The sequence below is a fragment of the Pseudoalteromonas sp. NEC-BIFX-2020_002 genome (assembly GCF_013002825.1).
Taxonomy (GTDB): domain Bacteria; phylum Pseudomonadota; class Gammaproteobacteria; order Enterobacterales; family Alteromonadaceae; genus Pseudoalteromonas; species Pseudoalteromonas neustonica.
In genome coordinates this window covers 111,882-132,671 of sequence record NZ_JABEPJ010000004.1, presented here as the reverse complement: position 1 = coordinate 132,671, position 20,790 = coordinate 111,882, and the positions used below count along the sequence as shown (strand labels likewise).

The following is a 20,790-nucleotide window of genomic DNA, read 5'->3' as shown; positions in this document are numbered from 1 at the left end:
ACCTCAGCCTACCTCACGATGCATGCTCTGATTTCACTTTAAGCGCGGCTTTATCTGCACGACGCTGGGTTATAAAGTCTTTTAATGGGAATAACAACACTAATATTGAAATAACAAAAATACTCAATGTCAGCGGGCGCTCCCACAAAAAGCTTAACGAGCCGTCAGAAATCATCATAGAGCGGCGGAAATTACGCTCAATCATGTCACCTAAAATAAAGCCTAGTAGTAATGGTGCCATTGGGAAAGCCAGTAACCGCAAGACTAAAGCGACAATAGCAAAGCCCACCATCATAAATAAATCAAAAGTATTAAAGGAGACGAGATACACGCCAATTAAGCTAAAGAACAAAATCATCACAGTCAAAACAGACTTTGGCATTGCCAGTACTTTTGCAAAATACGGGATTAACGGCAAGTTCAAAATAAGTAGCACAATATTGCCAAAGTACATGCTTACAATCACCGCCCAAAACACGCTAGGGTTTTCTTGCATTAACATAGGGCCCGGTTGAATACCGTAGGCAATTAATGCACCGAGCATAATCGCAGTTGTACCTGAACCTGGGATGCCTAATGTCAGTAATGGTACAAATGATCCCGTACATGCTGCATTATTGGCAGACTCTGGCGCTGCTAAACCGCGCAATGACCCTTTACCAAATTTCTCTTTTAGGCCTTTAGGCGCTAAGTTTCGCTCAGTTGCATAAGCCATAAAGCTGGCAATCGTTGCACCTGCGCCCGGTAATACACCTACAATAAAACCAAGAATAGACGAGCGACCAATAACAGGGGCTATATCTTTAATTTCTTCTTTAGTTAATTTGGTTGAGCCTATTTGTGGTGTGTCTGAATCATTAATGCCCTTAACGTCTTTTTTCTCCGGACGTGTAACATTAATAAGTGCTTCAGCCAGAGCAAAAGTTGCCATAGCCACCAATAAAAAACTAATACCATCAAGTAAATCAGCTTGGCCTAAAGTAAAGCGCTCAGTACCTGAGGACGGATCAATACCGACTGTTGCCAACATAAGACCAAATACGGTCATCATCATGGCTTTTAAAAATTGCCCTTTATTTGAAAATGCTGCGATTGCTGTTAAACCTAAAAACATCAGCACGACATAATCGGGAGATTGAAAGCTCAGCGACACTTTTGCCAACAGCGGCGCGGCCACCATCAATAATATTGCGCCAATTGTGCCACCAATAAAGGAGGAATAGGCAGCAATTGCCAATGCTTTACCAGCGTGGCCTTGCTTTGCAAGTGGGTAGCCATCAAAGGAAGACGCTACGGTCCCAGCAACCCCTGGTGCATTTATTAAAATAGACGAGGTTGAACCGCCAAATATTGCGCCGTAATACACTCCAGCCATTAAAATCATACCCGAATCAGCACCAATGCTGTAAGTAATGGGGATCATTAATGCAATAGCGGTAATAGGGCCCAAGCCCGGCAACATGCCGATAAAAGTACCAACAAAACACCCTATGATCACATAAAGTAAGTTGTTCCAGTCGAGTACGGTCGACAAGCCCAGCATAATTCCATCAAACATAACTTAACTCCACAGGTTGCCAGGAACCAAATAAATGCCCAGCACTTGGGTCATTAAAAACCAAAACACCACAGCAACAGGAATTGAGGCCAGTAATAAAACTGCTTTACGGCGCTCGCCCATCACAAAAAAGCCTATTAACAAAAACGCACTGGTTGAGAGTAAAAAACCAATTGGCTCTAGCATAGCGCTGTATAACACCATTAAAATTAGCAATGCCACTGTGCGCAGTACATTCGATTTTTCAAGTGTTTGCTGCTCATCACTTGGTTGCTCTTTTGGCTTTAGCAAGGTTGCTGCTATCGACAGTAAACACACAATAATACCAAATGCCGCATACACCTTAGGTAAGGTGGCTGAGGTCACTGTTTCATACTCTTCAAATGGGAGTAACGGAATTTGCCATGCAATAATGGCGTATAGGGTAAATAGCGCCAAGAATAAACTTGGCCCTAGTAATTCGCGGTTCAACATTGGCGCCTCGATTAACGTAATGTGCGAATAAAACCAAGCTCTTCCATCACGACTTTGAGCTGTGCTTCTTGTGCTTCGAGTGACTTAATGAATTGATCTTTTTCTTGAAACAGGTTTAACCAACCATTACGCGCACGGACCACTTCCCACTCAGGTGTTGTTTGTAGCTTACGTAATTTTTCAGTGTATTCTGCCAGTTTGTCGGCTGGTAAATCGGGAGCTGCAAAAAAGCCACGCCAATTCACAAATTCCATGTCATAACCTAGTGATTTAAGTGTTGGGATTTCAGGGTAATCAGGTAGTGCATCCCCTGAGGTCACAGCTAAAATACGTGCTTGACCGCCATTAGCCACTTCTAACGCTTCGCTTAGACCCGTTGAAAGCAAGTTAACTTCGCCAGATAGTAAACCAGCTTTTGCTTTACCGCCTGCATCATAAGGAATATAACGTAACCTGCGCCCATCAAGGCCTGCGGCTTTAACCGCTTGCGCTGCAACTAAGTGATCCATGCTGCCACGCGCCGAGCCACCGGCTACCTTTACCGAGCTTGGGTCTTTTTTCATTGAGACGATCACATCTTGCCACGTTTTAAATGGCGAATCATTACGTACAACAAATGCACCATAATCGGCGATCATGCTGGCAACAGGCGTTAGATCGCGATAGCTATACGGAATTTTACCCGTTAATGCACGCAACACGATAGGTGTTGAGTTAACCATTAAAATATCGCCTTTTTTAGTCCCTGACTCAATCAAATATGCGATTGCACGGCCACCACCGCCACCCGACATATTTTGAAAAGAGGCATTATCTTCAATACCTGCTTTTACTAAGCCTTCGCCTACACCACGTGCTGTTGTATCCCAACCGCCGCCAGGACCACCGGGTACTAAAAAGTGAATATCGGCCAGTGCAAATGGACTGCTTAATATGAGCGATGCTGCAAGCACCGTCGTTTTAACTGATTTAAATGATTTGAATAAATTCATGTTCCGCTACCTCTTAAAATAAGTACTGCATACGTGCGCTAAAGCCCATACCCGAATCTTCATCACCTACAAGCGCAATTGTTCCTGGGCCTTCTACATCGCTGTAAATAAGGTTACCCATAAATTTAATATCGCTGCTAATGTAGTAAGAAGTGCCTAATGTGTAAGTTGTTACTTCAGTGCCTTGCGTACTGCTTGTTGCGTCCATTTGCGATACACGAGCAACAAGTTCCCATGCGTCTTTAACGCCTTTAGGCTGTACAAATAACGCAGAACCCGCTTTGTACTGGCGCTGCTCGCCCCCTAGAAAGTAACTGGCTGATACATGAAAACCATCAAAGCGCTCACCATCAAGGGCGTCGGCGCTATTTACGGCATCAAGTGAACGACTGGCGTATTCGGCCTCAAGAGTGAGTGAGTCAGCTTGAAAAGCAAACTCAAGACCTGTTTGCGATAAACTATCTAATGCGACAGCATCACCACCAACAGCGTAATCCACCAAGCGCACATTGGTTTCGCGAATTTCACCACGGGCAAAACGCGCCCCTAATTCATTACCACCCATATCACGATATGAATGCCACGCACCTAGGTGAATAACATCGCCCGGCGACGCGCTCGACCACGTTAAACGCCCTGTTGCGGCAAGTGTTAAGTTATCATCTTCATCATGGCCTGATGCACCAAATGCATCGTTTTTATACACACCAACGGCATAACGCACGCCACTGTCTTTAAAATATTGATAAGCCGATACACCCCAACGGAAAAACGGTGAGAAAGTATTTGCTAAGGTACTACGCTCAATCGTGTTGATATGCTTAGAACTCGTTAACGCATTAAGCGACATATCTTCACGGATTTTACCCACCTTCACTTTTAGGCCGTTATCGAATGCATAACGCACACGCGCCATCACGATTTCAGCTGTGCCCTCGCCAAACTCAAGCAATAATTTGTGATCCCAATTACCGTGCTCACTTTCCACGTACGTACGAATACGGCGCGGGAAAAAATCACTGCCAGCATCACCGTCATTATTTGCGTTATATGCACCATTAAAGTAATTGTAATCAAGCTGAACGCGGCCACCAAACTCAAGGTCAAATGCTTTATTGCCTTTCATTGAGTCGACTTCTTTTTGTAGCTCATCCAATTGCTGCTGTAGTTTTTGTGTATCGTTGTCGGCCAACACAGAGGTACTTGCTAACGCTGCTGCAACAGCTAACGCCAGTTGTGTATTACTTGCTTTCATTGTTTTACTCCACACCAATTATTTTAGTTTTGTTGTCATTAAGATGAGCTACTGCACACTGCCATCTAACTTCGAGCATAGTGTTAACGTGAGATTAACGAAATGTTTAGAAGTTAAGCTGCATTGATCTGTTTAAAATGCATTTAGCGCATAAAAACCACGCACAATATGCACAAAAAGAACGAGCAATAACTCATTGATAGTCATCTATTATTTAACGGGGATTAGCTAATTTAAGCGGATTAAGGGGCAGCATATACTCAAGCCCCTTCATTACTTATACTTTGAAGTTGCTTACTAAGTTGTCTAGCTGTTGACACTGCTGCGCCAATGCTTGGCATGCACGTTCAGCATGATCTACTTTTTCGAGCATATTACCGCTTGATGTAGCGATGCGCTGCACATTGATATTCACGTCTTCACTCACTTGGCTTTGCTGCGTCGCCGCTGTAGCTATTTGCATGTTCATATCATTAATGATGGTGACGGCATCATTAATGCGCTGCACCGATTGCGCCGCCCCGCGAGAGTGCTCAATAGTTTGCTGCCCGCTTTTAGTGCTCGCTTGCATTGCACTAACGGCCTGATTAGTCCCTTGTTGAAGCTTTTCAATCATGGCATTAATTTCACCAGTGCTGTCTTGTGTACGGCTCGCTAACGAGCGCACTTCATCAGCAACCACAGCAAAACCACGTCCTTGCTCACCGGCTCTAGCGGCTTCAATGGCTGCATTTAGTGCGAGTAAATTTGTTTGATCGGCAATCCCGCGAATAACATCAAGCACAGTGGCAATGTTCATCACATCTTGCTCTAGGGTGTTTATTACATCGCTTGATGCTGAAATGTCGGTTACAAGCTGATTAATTAACGAGATAGTTTCTTCGATAGTCGCTTTTGCCACGTTTGCATCGTTATTTGCGTTGCTTGTAGCGCTAGCTGCATCGTTAGCATTATGGCTAACATTATCGCTGGTGGTACTCATTTCATTAACCGCCGCAGCCACCTGCTCACTTTCAACTTGCTGATTACTGGCTTCGTTTAGCACACTGGCTGTAATAGTACGTAAGTTTGCCGTTTCAGTGCGTACCTGCTCAGCCGAACCAACAACTGCAAGTACCGTGTTATGAATTTTACTTATAAAAGTATTAAATGAACGCGCTAATGAACCCATTTCATCTTGCGATTCAATATTTAAACGCTGGGTTAAATCACCTTGCCCACAAGCTATGTTTTCAAGTGCGAGTTGCATTTGCTTTAATGGCGCTAAAATAACGCCTGATAACAACCACGTAGCAGCAATCGATAATACAAAACTTAATAACATGCCAAATTGCAGTGCATAACTTGCCGAGGTTTGTTGCTCGTCAATCTCAATGAGTGAATTTGAAAGTTTAGCGTCTATTTCATCACGCATGGTAGTAACGTTTTTGCGAATGCGGCCAAGCACCGTTTCCATATCTTGTTTATGTTCAGCTAAATAACTTGCTGCTAAAGCATGATCACTAAATAACCCTTGATAATAACGAGACCAAATAACTACATCGGCTTTTATATTATCGATTCGCTGTGCATTTATCGCATCGATGTAACCTGAATCAACCAACTTTAATGGACTTGAAAGACGAGCATCTACACGCGCTATATTGCTTCTATATTCGTCTTGCTGAATTAAATAGTTTTGCTTATCACCTTGGCCTAACACCATGCTTAAGCCAGCGGTTTTTACTTGGAATAGATCGCGATAACCATCTTCTAGATCATCAAGTACAGTGCGCACTTCTAAACTTATAAAGCTATTAAGACGTGCCTGCTCTTTAAATGTATAAAGAACATACCCTGACAACACAGAAAATATAACTAGGGCAACAACCACAGGAATAGCAAATTTAACCCTAAAGCTAAGGTTATTTATTAATTGACTCATTTTTGATCACTTATTGATTTACAGGCAGAAGGAAATACGAGGACAGCAATAAAAAATAACGTTATGTACCTGAAAAGACAAATAAATTAAATGAACAAAAAGCCCAAAAAGAACAAAACAACAGCCATTTTGGAAAGATTAATTTTGAGGGCTGAGTAAGGCCGCGACCACATCAATATTTAAAAATCACTTTACTCCCATTTTTAAATTCATATTCCCATCGATGGGAAAACCCATGCATCCATAAATATTTAATTTATTTATTTTCAATAAGTTAACCTTTGGCATAAAACTGGCTTTATCTGGTTAATTATTTTTGATAACGAATAACACATACCATGGATATAGACAGCACCTTAGCGCGAAGTAATAAACCAACGTCGCGTAAAAAGCTCATTATTGGTTTATTGATTATTGGCTGCGGATTAATTGCTTTTGCTTTACAGCAGTGGCTTGCTCCTCATTCATTAGCGGCCAGTCAGCTGCAAATTACCAGCGTAACCCAAGCTGACTTTGTGGTAAAAATTCGTGGGTTTGGCCGCTTAAAATCAAAGCACCAGCGTTACTTAACCAATACTGATACCGCCATGGTCGAAGCAATTCATGTTTACCCTGGCACGCGAGTTAGTAAAGACACGGTTATTTTAAGCCTCGTAAATCCACTTCAAGCGCAGCGTTTATCAGTCGCACGGTTAGAGTTAGCGAGGCAAAAAGCCAGCGTTAACGAACAAATAATCAATCAAAAAAGTCAACTGCTAGAGCGCCAAGCAAACCTGACTATTTTAAAAAGCGATCTTGAAAGTGCCCAACTGCGTGCAGAGGCCGAAAGTAAATTGATCGAGCAAGGTATTGTCTCTAGCCTTGATTACAAACGCAGTTTATTAACCGTTAAACAGCTAGAGCAACGTGTAGATATTGAAAAACAGCGCTTAGCCCAATTAGCCGATATGCACCATGAACGCAGCAAAATTCAGCAAGAGCTATTGAGCCAATTTGAACTAAATTACCAAGTACAACAACAAGCTTTTAATGATTTACAAATAACCGCAGGGATTGATGGCATGCTGCAAGCACTTAATGTAGAGCTTGGTCAAAATCTCACGCCGGGCACACGGCTTGCCGTCGTTGGCTCTGATACAGCCCTTAAGGCTGAATTGAGTATTCAACAAAGTGAAGCTGAAAAAATAGCGTTAAATATGCCCGCTAAAGTAAATACATTTAGCGCAGGTGAAAGTAGCGAAGTGTTGGCTAAAGTCACCCGTATTGACCCTATCGTCAGTGACGGCCGTGTAATGATTGAGCTTGATTTAACAGGTACGCTGCCAGCTAACGCTCGCCCCGACTTAAGCATTGAAGGCTATGTAATAAGTCACATCATACCGAACGCTCTGACCATTAATTTACCCATAAAAGCACAAGCAAATAGCAATGCCATGCTTTTTAAGCTCAACCCCACCACTCATTTAGCCCACCCAACTAAAATTGAATTTGGTACACTCAGTGATAACAAAATTCAACTTTTAAGCGGCGCAAAAGTGGGTGAACAGCTGATCATTTCAGATCTCTCTAAATGGCAGCATTTGGCAACTATAAAAATAGAACAGGAAAGTTTATGAACGCAAATACGCTTATCTCATTAAAAAATATCGCCAAGGTTTACCGCAGCCAAAGTGTTGAAACCTACGCTTTAAAGAATATTGACCTTGCTATAACGCAAGGCGATTACATCTGCATTAGTGGTCCATCAGGGTGCGGTAAATCAACGCTACTGTCTTTACTTGGCTTACTCGACAGCCCTACCGAAGGGCAATATTTAATTAAAAGCGTCGATACTAAAACCCTTGATATGGACCAACAAGCAGAGCTACGTAATTTACACATTGGCTTTATTTTTCAGTCTTTTAATTTAATAGATGAACTCTCGGTGTTTGATAACGTGGCGCTCCCGCTTACTTATCGAGAACCAGCTATGAGCCAAGCCGATATTCAAAGTGCGGTAAAGCATGCGCTTGATGAAGTTGAAATGGGGCATCGTGCTCAGCATAAACCAAACCAGCTATCTGGTGGGCAACAACAACGTATTGCCATTGCCCGCGCCCTTGCCGGTAAACCAAGTATTTTATTGGTCGATGAGCCAACCGGTAACCTCGATTCTAAAAATGGTGATGCAGTGATGGACTTACTTGATGCGCTAAACCAAAAAGGCACCACCATTTGTATGGTAACCCATGATTTACGTTACGCAGGACGTGCAAAAACTCAGCTAAAATTACTCGATGGCGAAATTATCTCGTATTCGCAGGCGCGCCAAGATGCACACACTGAAAATACCAGCGCTGTACCCGCTAATACTGCCGAGGTAATTTAACATGAGCCGTTTAACTAAAACACGTAGTCAACTGCGCTTGGCGTGGGCATCACTGATGAACGCACCGGGGTTTGTTACCGCCGTTGTTGCCACCTTGGCGCTCACTCTCGCAACGTTATTTGTAGTGCTAAGCCTGGTTAATAGTTACTTTTTAAAACCCCTTGATGTGTTTGACGAAACCCGCATGGTGGTGGTTGAGCAAAGCCTAACCTATGACGACTATGATGCGGTTGGCTTTCAAAGTTACCAGTCAATTGTGCACTGGCTTAAAAACAACCAAAGCTTTGAACAAGCTTTTATGATGAATGCCGCTGAAAATGTTTTTTTATACTTAGACGGCCAACCAAAAAAGAATGTGCTGTATGTGGGTGGTGAATATTTTGAGCTCCTACATACTCCTTTTTTACTCGGACATGGCTTTAAAAAGGGCGGAACTTTAGAGGAAGCTGATAATAGCGCGGTCATTTCAGAGAAGTTCTGGAAAGAACATTTTAATAGTGACCCTGATGTAATTGGTAAGTCCTTAAAAACAGCCAGTGAGATTGAAGGTGATGGGCATATAATAACGGGGGTTGTAGCGGCTAATTTCAGCCCACCCTACATGATTAAAGCGGGCTCTGTTGATGTGTGGTATCCAACCAGTTCTGACCGTCGATTTTTCCATAATGATGACTGGCAAAGCCCGTGGACCAACACCTTTAGAAACTTAAAACTGATTGCAGTATTAAAACCTAGCGTCACTAACGAGCAAGTAAAAACCGACTTAAAAGCTCAAATTGATACGATTAAATCCCAGTGGCTTAATAATGGCGGTATAACTGATGTAAAGCCCGTTGTTACACCGTATCGCGAAGTTGAACTTGGTAATAATGATCAACTTAGTTTAATGATGCTTGCAGGTGCAGTAGGGCTATTGATCATCGCTGTACTGAACGTCAGTACCTTATTTTTCTCGCGCGCATTAGCACAACATAAAACCTTAGCATTACAAGCTGTACTGGGCGCAAAACGTAAAACTTTATTTAGCAGCATTTTACTGCAATCACTCATTTTAATGAGCATATCGGTCAGTATTGCGCTGTTTTTATCTATTTGGGGTATTCGGTTATTTAAAGTACTTGCAGAAGGACGTTTACCATTAGTAAACAGCTTGGCTGTTGACCTTAATTTGGTGCTGATTGCGGTAGTTATGTGCATTGCTCTCGCATATATATTTTCGATGATTACCGCACGTTTAGTTAACTACAAAACCTTAAATAACCAAATGCAAAACAGTGGCAAAGGCGGCGTGTCGCAAGTATCTGGGCGTACTGTGCGTATACTAATTGGCACACAAATGTTTGTGGCCGCTTTATTAGTTAGCTTTTCAATTATGATTGTTAGCAAAGCACTCGACACCATTAATCGCCCACTGGGTAGCGACACTCAAAACCTGTACTTTGCACAGTTATTTCAAACCAATAACAATGCAACACTGGCTGAGCGCTACGAGCAAATTAAGCAGTATCAAAAAGTATTACAAAATAGTGAGGGCATTAAAGATGTTGCTATTGGGCAAAGCCCGGTATCCGCAAGGCAAAATGCCAATACCTTGACCGATGTTGAAGGTAAAAGCTCAATCTTCTTTCCAAGCCAGTGGGTCGGGCCTGATTACTTTGATTTAGTGGGCACAAAAATACTCGCTGGGCGTACTTTTAGTGAGCAAGCAATGCGCGGTGAAACTAACGAGCTATTGGTATCTATCAGTGTCGCTAAATGGCTATTACCCGATCAAGAGTACACAAATGTTATCGGTAAAAGCTACAAAGGCCTTGAAGATAAAATGTTTGAAATTGTCGGCATAACGGAGGATTTTAACCATCCTAAATATTATGATGAATCATTTGGTCGGCATATGTGGTGGCCGGCACAGCCTTGGAGCTATATGTTTGTTATTGAAACAGAGCAAGGTGTTGAGCTTACCAGTAAGCAAGTTTTAAGTTTATTAAGAAAAGCCAATAGTCACCTAACGTTATGGCAATTTAGAGACTTACAACAAGAGTACGATGATTTATTGTATATGAGCCACCTAACCGTTGCACTATGTAGTACCTTGGCATTATTTACTCTATTATTAGCAGCAATAGGCATCTTTGGCGTGTTGAGCTATAACTTAGGCCTGCGCCGTTATGAGTTTGGTATTCGCATGGCGCTCGGCGCTAAAAAGATACGCTTATTTAAACTCATGAGTAAAGAAGCTGTTATTCCCGTACTCATTGGCTTTATTCTGGCCATAGCAACCGTATTAGCGGGTTACTTTATGCTACAAGAACAGCTAATATCGTGGTTAATTATGGACGTGCGACTACAATTAATAGCATGGACAATTACCTTGATTATTGCCATGTTTGCCTGCTTTAGGCCACTATTGCTGTTAATTAAAGCCAAACCTATGGCCGCGCTTCGTAACGACTAAGCGAATATTGCTTACCCACCAAGCAAAAGCAAAGCAATTTGCTTTTGCTTTTGCTTGAAACAAGAAGAACAAAATGGACACAATTTTAGTTATCGACGACCAAGCCGATGTGCGCATGGCCGCCATCGTGGCGTTAAATCAAATTGGCTATCAATGCATTGAAGCACAAGGCCCAGAGCAGGCAATGGAGCTAATTAATAACAGTACGATTAGCCTGATATTGCTAGATATGAATTTTAAACTCGACACCACCTCAGGCGACGAAGGGCTGCGATTTTTAAAACAACTACAGTCGCTTGGCTCAACAATACCCGTGGTGGTAATGACCGCATGGGCCAGTGTTGATGTTGCCGTAAAAGCGATGCAATTAGGCGCGCTAGATTTTATAGAAAAACCGTGGAACAACTTGCGCTTAACGGCGGTAGTACAACAGCAACTCAAACAGCAAAAAACCAGCCACGACAATGCTTGTTTAAAAGCCTTAAACACCACTAAAAATGCCGATTACATTGCCAATTCCCCCGCTATGCGGCAACTACTTACACGCGCTAAACGCGCAGCAAAAACCGATGCCAGTATTTTAATCACCGGTGAAAATGGCACCGGAAAAAGCTTATTAGCACAGTATATTCATCAGCATTCTAACCGTTGTGAACAACGTTACGTGAGCGTAAATATTGGCGCTATTGCCCCCTCATTATTTGAAAGCGAGTTATTCGGCCATAAAAAAGGCGCGTTTACCGATGCCAAAGAAGACCGCCTAGGCCGCTTTGAAATAGCCAACGGCGGTACCTTATTTTTAGATGAAATAGCCACCCTGCCGCTTGAACTGCAAAGTAAAATGCTGCGTGTGCTAGAAAGCCAAGAGTTTGAAGTCTTAGGCTCAAGCCAAACGCAAATAGCCGATGTACGGATTATTGCTGCCACCAACGCACAGCTTGCCAAAGCGATTGAAGAGGGAGAATTTCGCCGCGATTTACTATTCAGGCTCAACACTATTGAGCTACATATTCCACCACTGCGCGAACGAGTAGAAGATATTATTGAGCTGGCAAACCACCTACTCACAACTCATGGTAGAAAATATAAACGCACAAATATGACACTCACGACACACGCAATGACTGCCCTCACGCAATACAGTTGGCCGGGCAATGTACGCGAACTTAGCCATTGTATTGAACGCGCCGTGATCATGAGCGATAACGACAACATTACAGCCAATGATTTAATTTTAGAACAACCCAGCAGTGAGGTCAGTCATAGTGCAGCAGGTGATAAATCATTACCTTTATTGCCACTGGAAGAGCTTGAAAAACAAATGATTCAAAAAGCACTGGCCGAATTTAATGGCAATGTCATTGCCGCAGGCGAGTTTTTAGGGCTCAGTAAGTCGGCCATATATCGTCGTATTGATAAGCATCAGCTCGATTTAAAAGAAGCAGACAGTTAATGCCAAACGTGCTCTCATTTGAACAACGTATTAAGCGGTATATTTATTTAGTTGCCGCAGTCTTACTCTTACTGTGCGGCTTGCTCGCCATTGCATGGAATGTTGATTGGTTTACCAGCGCCAGCATTTTATTACCAATAGCAGCGCTTGCGATAGGCGGTTTAGTTAAATGCTACCGACTCATTACTGATGTGACAGATCGCTTTGGCCTGCAATTAGATGCGTTAGCGAACGATGAAAGTAACAGCTGGCATTTAGCGCAATATCAAGGCGGGCGTATTAGCGGTCTAAAAACTGATTTTAATAAGCTCAGAAACAAAATTGCTAAAAATAAACGCCATTATATGCAAACCGAAGAGTTTGTATTTGAGTTTGTTGGCATGCTTGATTTACCCATTGTTATTTTAGACCCTCACGGGCTTATATATTTTACCAATCAAGCATTTTTAAATAGCTTAACCAACCCAACCATTGATGGTTTAACAGCTAACAATCTCGGCCTCACTTATAGCCAAGGCAATTGGCAACAAAACGATGAATCACGCTTTGAGCAGCGTTTTCATATTTCATCACAAACTTTTTGGCGCGCCGGGCGAAGCTATGAACTACTCACTTTATTTTCTATCGAGCAGCAATTACGTGCCAATGAAAAGCAGGTATGGCAACGCTTAATTAGGGTTCTTAATCATGAAGTAAGAAACTCTCTAACCCCTATTTATTCAATGAGCCAATCATTGCAACTGATGAAACAGCAAGGGCAGATCAATAAAGAGCCTGACTTAGCCAGCGACATGCTGCTAGTAATTGAAAAACGTGCTCAGCATTTACTCGACTTTGTGGCCAGCTACAGCGCATTTTCGCAGTTACCTGCAGCAAAAAAACAAGCGGTGACGAACGAGACAATTAACCTTAGATTACATGCTTTATTTCCACAGCTCGTCATTAAAGCCGCTGAGATTCAGCACTTTAATGTTGATCTTGGGCAGTTAGAACAAGCACTAATAAACCTAATTAAAAACGCTTTTGAAGCAGGAGGCAAACACGCACCAACACTTAATTGGCAGCAGCAAAGTGATAAGGTCATTATTGAGCTGCTCGATAGCGGTACTGGTATTACAAATCCCGACAACCTATTTGTGCCCTTTTATTCAACTAAAGAACAAGGAGCTGGCATAGGCTTAGTTATAAGCCGCGAACTTATTCGTAACCAAAGTGGTCAACTACAGTTATTAGCCAATCCTTATTGCCAAGGTACACGCGTATTAATTACCTTACCGAAATAAAGAATCCTCTTCATTTTATTGGCTTAAAAGCAATAGCTTGGTAATCTAACGCCTATAGGGAATACCAAAAACCAACCAAAAGAAGAACAATAATGAAATGGACTCAGTTAACCAGCCTCGCTCTTAGCGTGTGCTTTTTAGTTATAAGTTTTTATAGCACCAGCCAAGAATACCAAATACAAACTGCCGATAGTTGGGTAAAAAAATACCCCCTCATTGAAACTGACATTCCCGTTAACCAAATTATCGATGGTACTTACTATTTACTCCTCGATACCCAAATCAACGTTTCACAGCAGCAACCTACGCAACGCTATACGCGCACAGTTATGCAGGCCGTGAATCAAAGTGGTATTGATTATATCAGCCAACTAAATTTAGATTTTGATCCCAGTTATCAAACCCTCACCCTGAATGGGCTGGGCCTTATTCGTGATGGCCAATACATAGATAAACTCACCAGCGCGCAATTTAAGGTTTTACAACGAGAAACTGAATTAGCCAATGGCATCTACAACGGCAGCCTTACTTTAAATATTATTGTTGATGACATGCGCGTAAACGACAAACTCGACTACAGCTTTACGATTACAGGGCGTAATCCTGTTTATCAACACTTTAGCGTGTCTCGTACGTTAAACTGGTCAGTGCCCGTTGCACAACAATTTATGCGTGTGCTGTGGCAAAAATCAACGCCACTTTATATTAATACTGTCAATGGTGAGACTGATATAAAAGACACTCCGCTTGCTGTTGGGCATGACTATCAAATCAGCTTACGTAATCAAGCAACTGTTGCATCTTCAAATCAAACACCACGTTGGTATAGCCCTTATAAACAGGTTTTTTTCTCTGAATTAAACACATGGCAAGAGGTCACCGAGTGGGCTATTCCTTTATATAAATCTGCCATTGAGGTCACTGCTAGCGTTGCGCAAGTTGCCGATGATATTACTATGCAGAACCTCCAAGTCACTGATCGCATTGCCGCAGCCTTGAAGTTTAGCCAAGATGAAGTGCGTTATTTGGGCTTGGAAATGGGCACAAACTCACACCAACCAACACCCGCATCAGAAACTCTTGAACTGCGTTATGGCGACTGTAAAGACAAAACAGTGCTCCTTATATCATTACTCAAAGCGATGGGGATCCCAGCTTACCCAGCTCTGGTAAACACCGAAGAGGGCAAGCGCTTAAATCGGCTTCCTCCTTCTGCGAACCAGTTTGACCACGTTATTGTTACACTTGAATATGCGGGACAACGTTATTGGTTAGACCCAACGATAAGCTATCAAACGGGAAGCTTAGAGCACCTAGCTCAACCAAACTATGGCTATGCATTAATCATTAAACCTTTTGAGCAGCAGCTCACAAAAATGGCGCCACCTGTTGACGGTCTGAGAATTAAAACCACTGATAACTACACCATAGCGCAAAACCGTGAACAACCAGCAACCTTCCAAACTAGCTATTTGTATAGCGGATTTGAAGCCATAAATAGACGCAGCTCACTAGCACGCAACGGCCTTGATCAAATAGCCAAAGACTACCTTGAGTATTACCAAGGCTACTTTAAAGGTCTAACTATTGATCAGCCGATGACAGTGACTGAAAATGCCAATAATGGTGAACTTTTAAGCAATGAGTTTTATTTGATTGATGATTTTTGGCAACCCGCTGACCCAGATCTAAGAGCTGATTTTTATGCCTCAGAGATTCAAAACAGTGTTTACGAACCAGATCAAATTACGCGTACCGCTCCGCTCTATTTCCAGTACCCAAATAACATTGAAACAACCATTAAAGTTAAATTTGAAGAACAAAATTGGCAATTTGATAACGAACAAGTCGAAGTTGATAACCCTTTCTTTTACTTTAAAAAGAATATTCACTTTGCTGAAAACACCCTCACGCTTAATTTTTCATTTAGCGCCAAACAAGACCATATTCCAGCGGATCAAATCAAGCTATACCTTGATGAACGAGAAAAACTGGTCGATCACACTCACTTTGGCATTATTAAATATATTGATGGCGAAGCGACTACAAGTGATTCTGGCGGGTTGGATCTCGAAGACAATTGGATCATTGTTTTGCTATGTGTGTACCTTATAGGCATGGTGTTCTTTATAGTGGCATGGCGCATAGAATCAGCAAAACGCCCAACCTTCAATAACACTCATTTTTACCCTGTATCAAACGCTAAATTTATTATTTATAGCATATTTACCTTAGGGCTATTTATTAACTACTGGAGCTACCGTAACTGGCTGGCGATAAAAGCACAGCAAGATAGCCATATAATGCCGATTGCTCGTGGGATTTTTGCACTGTTTTTCTTCTACTCTTTATTTTTAGAGCTACTTGCACACAGCCAAGAGCACCATAAAAAAAATAAAATCATGCCAAATGCACTAGCCTTAATTGGCTGGTTACTACTTATAGTAATTACAGCCACTACACGTTTTAGTGACTATGCAACTATTGGATTATGCATTATCCCACTCATTTGGCTACCGCTGGTGAACTATATTCAGCATATAAATCAATCATCTGAAGCACTGATATATAACTCTAAATGGCGTATAAGAAACATCGTTATCAGCATAATTTGGGCACCAATTTTATTTTTAGGGCTGCTGCAAGAGGCTTATTTATTACCCGGCGCATCAATTGTCAAAGGTGAAAAGCTATGGCCATTTCAGGTGCAATTTTTACAACGCCAACAACTAATGCCCATTGATGAAGATATTTTATATTTTTACAGCGATGCTTTTTTTGATTTTCGTAGTGATGGTAATGGCATTACTGACAACTATATATTTAGCTATTGGCAAAATGAACAAGGGCAGCTTGAATCACGATTAAAGCACTTTAAAGATATTACGAGTATCGAAGTAACTTATGGAAAAACGAAATTTGATAACACCGTGATTAAGGTTATCGATACCGAGCAACAATACTTTTTACTTATCATCGATAGCGAAGGGCAAACAGATAAAGAGCTTGCAGAACAAATAAATCGTCGCCTTGACCATTACAAATCACTTTAGCTCCATTAGGGCTAACAGTAACTCTTTGCTTTATTTGTACTTTTTACAAAAAACAAAATAAATGAGAATTATTTGCAAGTGGGTGTTGACAGATTTATAGATCTAACTGATAATCAATATCAACAAGACGGCAAAGTACTACGACTTGTACGGAATAAACTGATTTGTTTCTCGACCCTGAAACACGTGTGGCGCACGTAAACAGCCAAGGTTACCTGTTGCTAACCGCAACGCCCCTTGATGTTGACGACAGATAACCGCCCTACTATTTTACTTGCTACATTGCTCATATCGGTGACGGTAGATATGATACTAAAAAGCCCTTACGGGCTTTTTTTATGCCTGAAATTCAACAGCAGCACAGCACCATAAACTCCCCGAAAACCTTCTTTTTTAATGTTAATTAAAATACCAACATGATAATGAGAATAATTTTCAATTAGGTGTTGACACTCACTTAAATCTAACTGATAATCAATATCAACAAGACGACAGCGCACAACGACTTGTACAGAATAAACTGATTTGTTTCTCGACCCTGAAACACGTGTGGCGCACGTAAACAGCTAAGGTTATCTGTCACTAACCGCAACGCCCCTTGATGTTGGTAACAGATAACCGCCCTACTATTTTACTTGCTACATTGCTCATATCGGTGACGGTAGATATGATACTAAAAAAGCCCTAACGGGCTTTTTTTATGCCTGTTAATTAATAGCTTATTATCACAAAAGGTCGACACGCCCTAATAGCTTATTCAGCTTTGAATAATAAAATAAGCAAAATTATTTCTCGTTCTTCACTCCAATACTAAAATGGAGTAAACTCTGCCGCTATTGTTATTCATGGCGCTTATTACATTGAATAAATGAATTATTTAATTCGCTAAAATAGTCATATTCTAAATAGAATTAGTATGATTATCGACTCTAAGGTATGGATGCTTTTTATGTTACTGATGCGCAAAAAATACAATACCATCTTGCTCGGCTTCCTACTTTGCGGCTTTATACTTACCAGTTGGTTAAGTTTTAACCTCGCCCATAACTCAATTAGTAAAGAGACAGTCAACCCACTCTCCCTGACTCAAGATACTGTCTACTCTGAAATACAAGAAGATTTAATGCAGCCCATTTACGCTGCTAAAAATATGGCTAACAATACTTTTTTAAGGCGCTGGGCAGTCCAAGGGGAATCTAAACCTGAACTCTTAATTGAATACCTTAAGTACATAAAACAAGATATAAATATCGACATCAGCTTTTTTGCATCAAGCCAATCTGGGGTTTTTTATCATGATGGTGATGGTGTTATCAGTGGCTCTGAAAATTTCACTCAGCAACAATGGTTTATTGCCGCCATTAACTCCCCCCATGATTACGTTATTAACATTGATCAACATCATTTCACTCCCTCAAAATATACTTTGTTTATAAATTACAAAGTGGTTGATGCACACGAAAATATAATTGGTATTGCAGGCGTTGGGATCACACTTTCAAAACTAAAAAAAATCATTACCCAGTATCAGCGTCACTATCATCGTAAAATCTATTTTATTGATGAGCAAGGCTCTATTACACTCCAAGCGAGCTCTGAGCCGACAAAACTCAACAACATACATCAAAATGATGAGTTATTACCTTATCTAGATAATATATTTTTAAAGCAACAAACTGCATTTGAATTTGAATACAATTCACAGCCAGCCATTTTACATAGCCGCTGGGTGGAGCAATTAGGATGGTATTTAATTATAGAGCACCATGACAAAGGTACGTCGTCATTGGTAAGCCAAGAGATACTCTCCAGCTTATTACTAAGTGGGTCCCTCATTTTACTCGTGCTATGTTACGCCCATCGCACATTTGATAAGTATCAGCGACAAATAGAAGCGATAGCATCCTTTGACAAGCTTTCTAACGCACTAAATCGCCAAGCTTTTGATCCATTATTGACTCAACACGTCATACAAGCCCAACAAAAACAACAACGCCTAAGTTTAATACTGCTAGATATTGACCACTTTAAACATATTAATGATAGTTACGGACATTTAGCAGGAGATAAAATAATTCAGCAAGTTGCCCTTACTTGTCAACAAGTAGCGCAAGGTAATGATGTGGTTTGTCGGTGGGGTGGTGAAGAGTTTATTGTACTCCTACCGCACAGTGATCTCGCTAAAGCACAGCACACAGCTGAGCAAATAAAACACCAGCTAAAAAACATGGTTCAAGTACAAGAAATTGCAGTGACAGCCAGCTTTGGTGTAGCGCAATATCAAATAAAGGAATCTGACGAGTCTTTTATTTCTCGTGCTGATAACGCCCTACTCCAAGCTAAAAGACTAGGGCGAAACCGTATTACGTTAGCAAGCTAACGCTTAACAACTAGTTAACGGCGATTTTTACGCGCACGCGCTCGACGTTGTTTTTTCTCTTCTTCTTTAGCCGCTTTTTTAGCTTCAGCTGCTGCACGCAAGCCTGCAACCATTATTTCTTCTTCTTCACGCATGGCTGGCGTTTCCATAGTGATACGACCAATAATGCCATCTCGTAATTCATTAATTAGAATTTCAGACATCTTATAAGTATCTATTTGATTACCACCACGAATACAACCACGCTTTTTGCCAGCCATTTCAACAAATTCCCAATCACTCTCTGGTAATTCATCAATTTTATAGCGTGCTTTTAAAAGTGCCGGGTAAGCACGTAACAAGTACTCAGCCGTATAACTTGCCACTTCTTCATACTCAATCGCGGTATCACGAATAGCGCCAGTTGCGCCCAAACGGTAGCCCGAGTTTTCGTTTTCTACTTTTGGCCACAGCATACCGGGTGTGTCGTAAAGCATAATGCCATCTTCAAGCTTAATACGTTGCTGGGCTTTAGTAACCGCAGGCTCGTTACCTGTTTTTGCTACAACTCGACCTGCTAACACATTGATCAAGGTAGACTTACCAACGTTAGGTATACCCATAATCATGGCTTTAATTTGCTTATCAGCACCCACTTTATGCGGTACTAACTTTTTACACAGCTCGTTAATACGATGAACTTCAGCCGCTTTATCGTTACCAAACGCAATAGCCTTTACGCCATTTTCCTGCTCAAAATAATCCTTCCAAATTTGCGTCATTTTAGGATCTGCTAAATCGGCTTTGTTCAATATTTTGATAACCGGCTTGCCTTCACGCAACGTCGCCACCATCGGGTTTTCACTGCTGTAAGGAATGCGCGCATCAAGCACTTCAATGATCACATCCATTTGTGGCATTATTTCTTTAATTTCATTACGGGCTTTATTCATATGCCCAGGGAACCACTGGATAGCCATTTTAAACTCCTACAGATAATTTAGTGCTATTTTAACTGGCTCGGCGAGTAATTGCGCTATACTGGCGCAAATTTTTTCAAATAAACTGTTATGGCTCTTAAATCTACGATTATTAAAGCGCAATTATCGCTTAGCGATATGGACCGCCACCTTTACCAAGATTTTAATTTAACCTTGGCGCAACACCCTTCTGAAAACGATCAACGCTTGATGGTTCGCTTGCTTGCGTACGCACTTAATGCGTGTGATGGCCTTGAATTTACCAAGGGGCTATCGGCTGACGATGAGCCAGAAGTGTGGCATAAAAACTACAGTGACGAGATTGAGCTGTGGATTGAGCTCGGTTTACCTGATGAAAAACGCCTTAAAAAAGCCTGTAATAAAGCTAAAAAAGTGGTGCTGTATACATATGGTGAAAATAACCAAGCAATTTGGTGGCAAAAACACCAACCTAAGTTGTATGATTTTAAAAATTTAAGTATTTTTAGTTTAGATTTTACTGCCACGCAGGCGCTTGCAGCATTAGTTGATCGTAATATTTCGCTGACAATGACTGTTCAAGATGGCGAAGTATGGGTAAGTACCGATAATACAAATATCGAGATAAAACCACAGCAATTAATGTAAGCATTATTA

At 41.4% G+C, this 20,790-nt stretch carries 14 protein-coding genes; 8 read left to right on the top strand and 6 right to left on the bottom strand.

The genetic code is table 11. From position 1 onward, the window contains the following. Positions 1 to 13 precede the first annotated feature (13 nt). The 5 genes from HJP15_RS06525 to HJP15_RS06505 form a co-directional block, all read right to left on the bottom strand. Complete coding sequence (locus HJP15_RS06525; protein ID WP_054205882.1) at positions 14 to 1,558, bottom strand: tripartite tricarboxylate transporter permease; 1,545 nt, start codon at positions 1,556 to 1,558, stop codon at positions 14 to 16. Positions 1,559 to 1,561: 3 nt separating this feature from the next. Further along, positions 1,562 to 2,032, bottom strand: coding sequence for a tripartite tricarboxylate transporter TctB family protein (locus HJP15_RS06520; protein WP_054205881.1), 471 nt, complete (start codon positions 2,030 to 2,032; stop codon positions 1,562 to 1,564). An 11-nt stretch (positions 2,033 to 2,043) separates the two neighbouring features. Continuing rightward, complete coding sequence (locus HJP15_RS06515; protein ID WP_170173298.1) at positions 2,044 to 3,024, bottom strand: Bug family tripartite tricarboxylate transporter substrate binding protein; 981 nt, start codon at positions 3,022 to 3,024, stop codon at positions 2,044 to 2,046. 13 nt (positions 3,025 to 3,037) lie between these two features. Next, the gene (locus tag HJP15_RS06510; RefSeq protein ID WP_054205879.1) at positions 3,038 to 4,279 is read right to left on the bottom strand and encodes an OprO/OprP family phosphate-selective porin; all 1,242 of its coding nucleotides are present in this window, start codon (positions 4,277 to 4,279) and stop codon (positions 3,038 to 3,040) included. Between the two features lie 277 nt (positions 4,280 to 4,556). After that, a complete protein-coding gene (locus HJP15_RS06505) occupies positions 4,557 to 6,203 on the bottom strand; it encodes a methyl-accepting chemotaxis protein (protein WP_054205878.1) in 1,647 nt (548 codons plus the stop codon). 338 nt (positions 6,204 to 6,541) lie between these two features. Between HJP15_RS06505 and HJP15_RS06500 the strand changes: the two genes are divergently transcribed. From HJP15_RS06500 to HJP15_RS06470, 7 genes are all read left to right on the top strand, one after another. Beyond that, on the top strand, positions 6,542 to 7,819 hold the full coding sequence (locus tag HJP15_RS06500) for an efflux RND transporter periplasmic adaptor subunit (protein WP_170173297.1): 1,278 nt from the start codon (positions 6,542 to 6,544) through the stop codon (positions 7,817 to 7,819). Continuing rightward, a complete protein-coding gene (locus HJP15_RS06495; RefSeq protein WP_054454372.1) occupies positions 7,816 to 8,571 on the top strand; it encodes an ABC transporter ATP-binding protein in 756 nt (251 codons plus the stop codon). The genes HJP15_RS06500 and HJP15_RS06495 overlap by 4 nt, the downstream gene beginning before the upstream one ends. A 1-nt stretch (position 8,572) precedes the next feature. Further along, positions 8,573 to 11,026: an ABC transporter permease gene (locus HJP15_RS06490; protein ID WP_170173296.1), complete on the top strand. Its 2,454-nt coding sequence runs from the start codon at positions 8,573 to 8,575 to the stop codon at positions 11,024 to 11,026. Positions 11,027 to 11,099: 73 nt separating this feature from the next. Next, positions 11,100 to 12,479, top strand: coding sequence for a sigma-54-dependent transcriptional regulator (locus tag HJP15_RS06485; RefSeq protein WP_170173295.1), 1,380 nt, complete (start codon positions 11,100 to 11,102; stop codon positions 12,477 to 12,479). Next, a complete protein-coding gene (locus tag HJP15_RS06480; RefSeq protein WP_170173294.1) occupies positions 12,479 to 13,762 on the top strand; it encodes a sensor histidine kinase in 1,284 nt (427 codons plus the stop codon). Before HJP15_RS06485 ends, HJP15_RS06480 begins: the two co-directional genes overlap by 1 nt. Before the next feature lie 92 nt (positions 13,763 to 13,854). After that, the gene (locus tag HJP15_RS06475) at positions 13,855 to 16,815 is read left to right on the top strand and encodes a DUF3857 domain-containing transglutaminase family protein (RefSeq protein WP_170173293.1); all 2,961 of its coding nucleotides are present in this window, start codon (positions 13,855 to 13,857) and stop codon (positions 16,813 to 16,815) included. A gap of 949 nt (positions 16,816 to 17,764) precedes the next feature. Next, positions 17,765 to 19,195 (top strand): sensor domain-containing diguanylate cyclase, encoded by a 1,431-nt coding sequence (locus tag HJP15_RS06470; protein ID WP_170173292.1) that lies wholly within the window; start codon positions 17,765 to 17,767, stop codon positions 19,193 to 19,195. 14 nt (positions 19,196 to 19,209) lie between these two features. Here the strand turns inward: HJP15_RS06470 and ylqF are convergent, their stop codons facing one another. Next, positions 19,210 to 20,154: a ribosome biogenesis GTPase YlqF gene (ylqF, locus tag HJP15_RS06465; RefSeq protein WP_170173291.1), complete on the bottom strand. Its 945-nt coding sequence runs from the start codon at positions 20,152 to 20,154 to the stop codon at positions 19,210 to 19,212. 90 nt (positions 20,155 to 20,244) lie between these two features. On the opposite strand from ylqF, the gene HJP15_RS06460 reads away from it, so the two are divergent. After that, positions 20,245 to 20,781 carry a YaeQ family protein gene (locus HJP15_RS06460; protein ID WP_054205869.1) on the top strand — a complete coding sequence of 179 codons (537 nt, stop codon included), beginning with the start codon at positions 20,245 to 20,247 and terminating at the stop codon, positions 20,779 to 20,781. Positions 20,782 to 20,790: the final 9 nt, after the last annotated feature.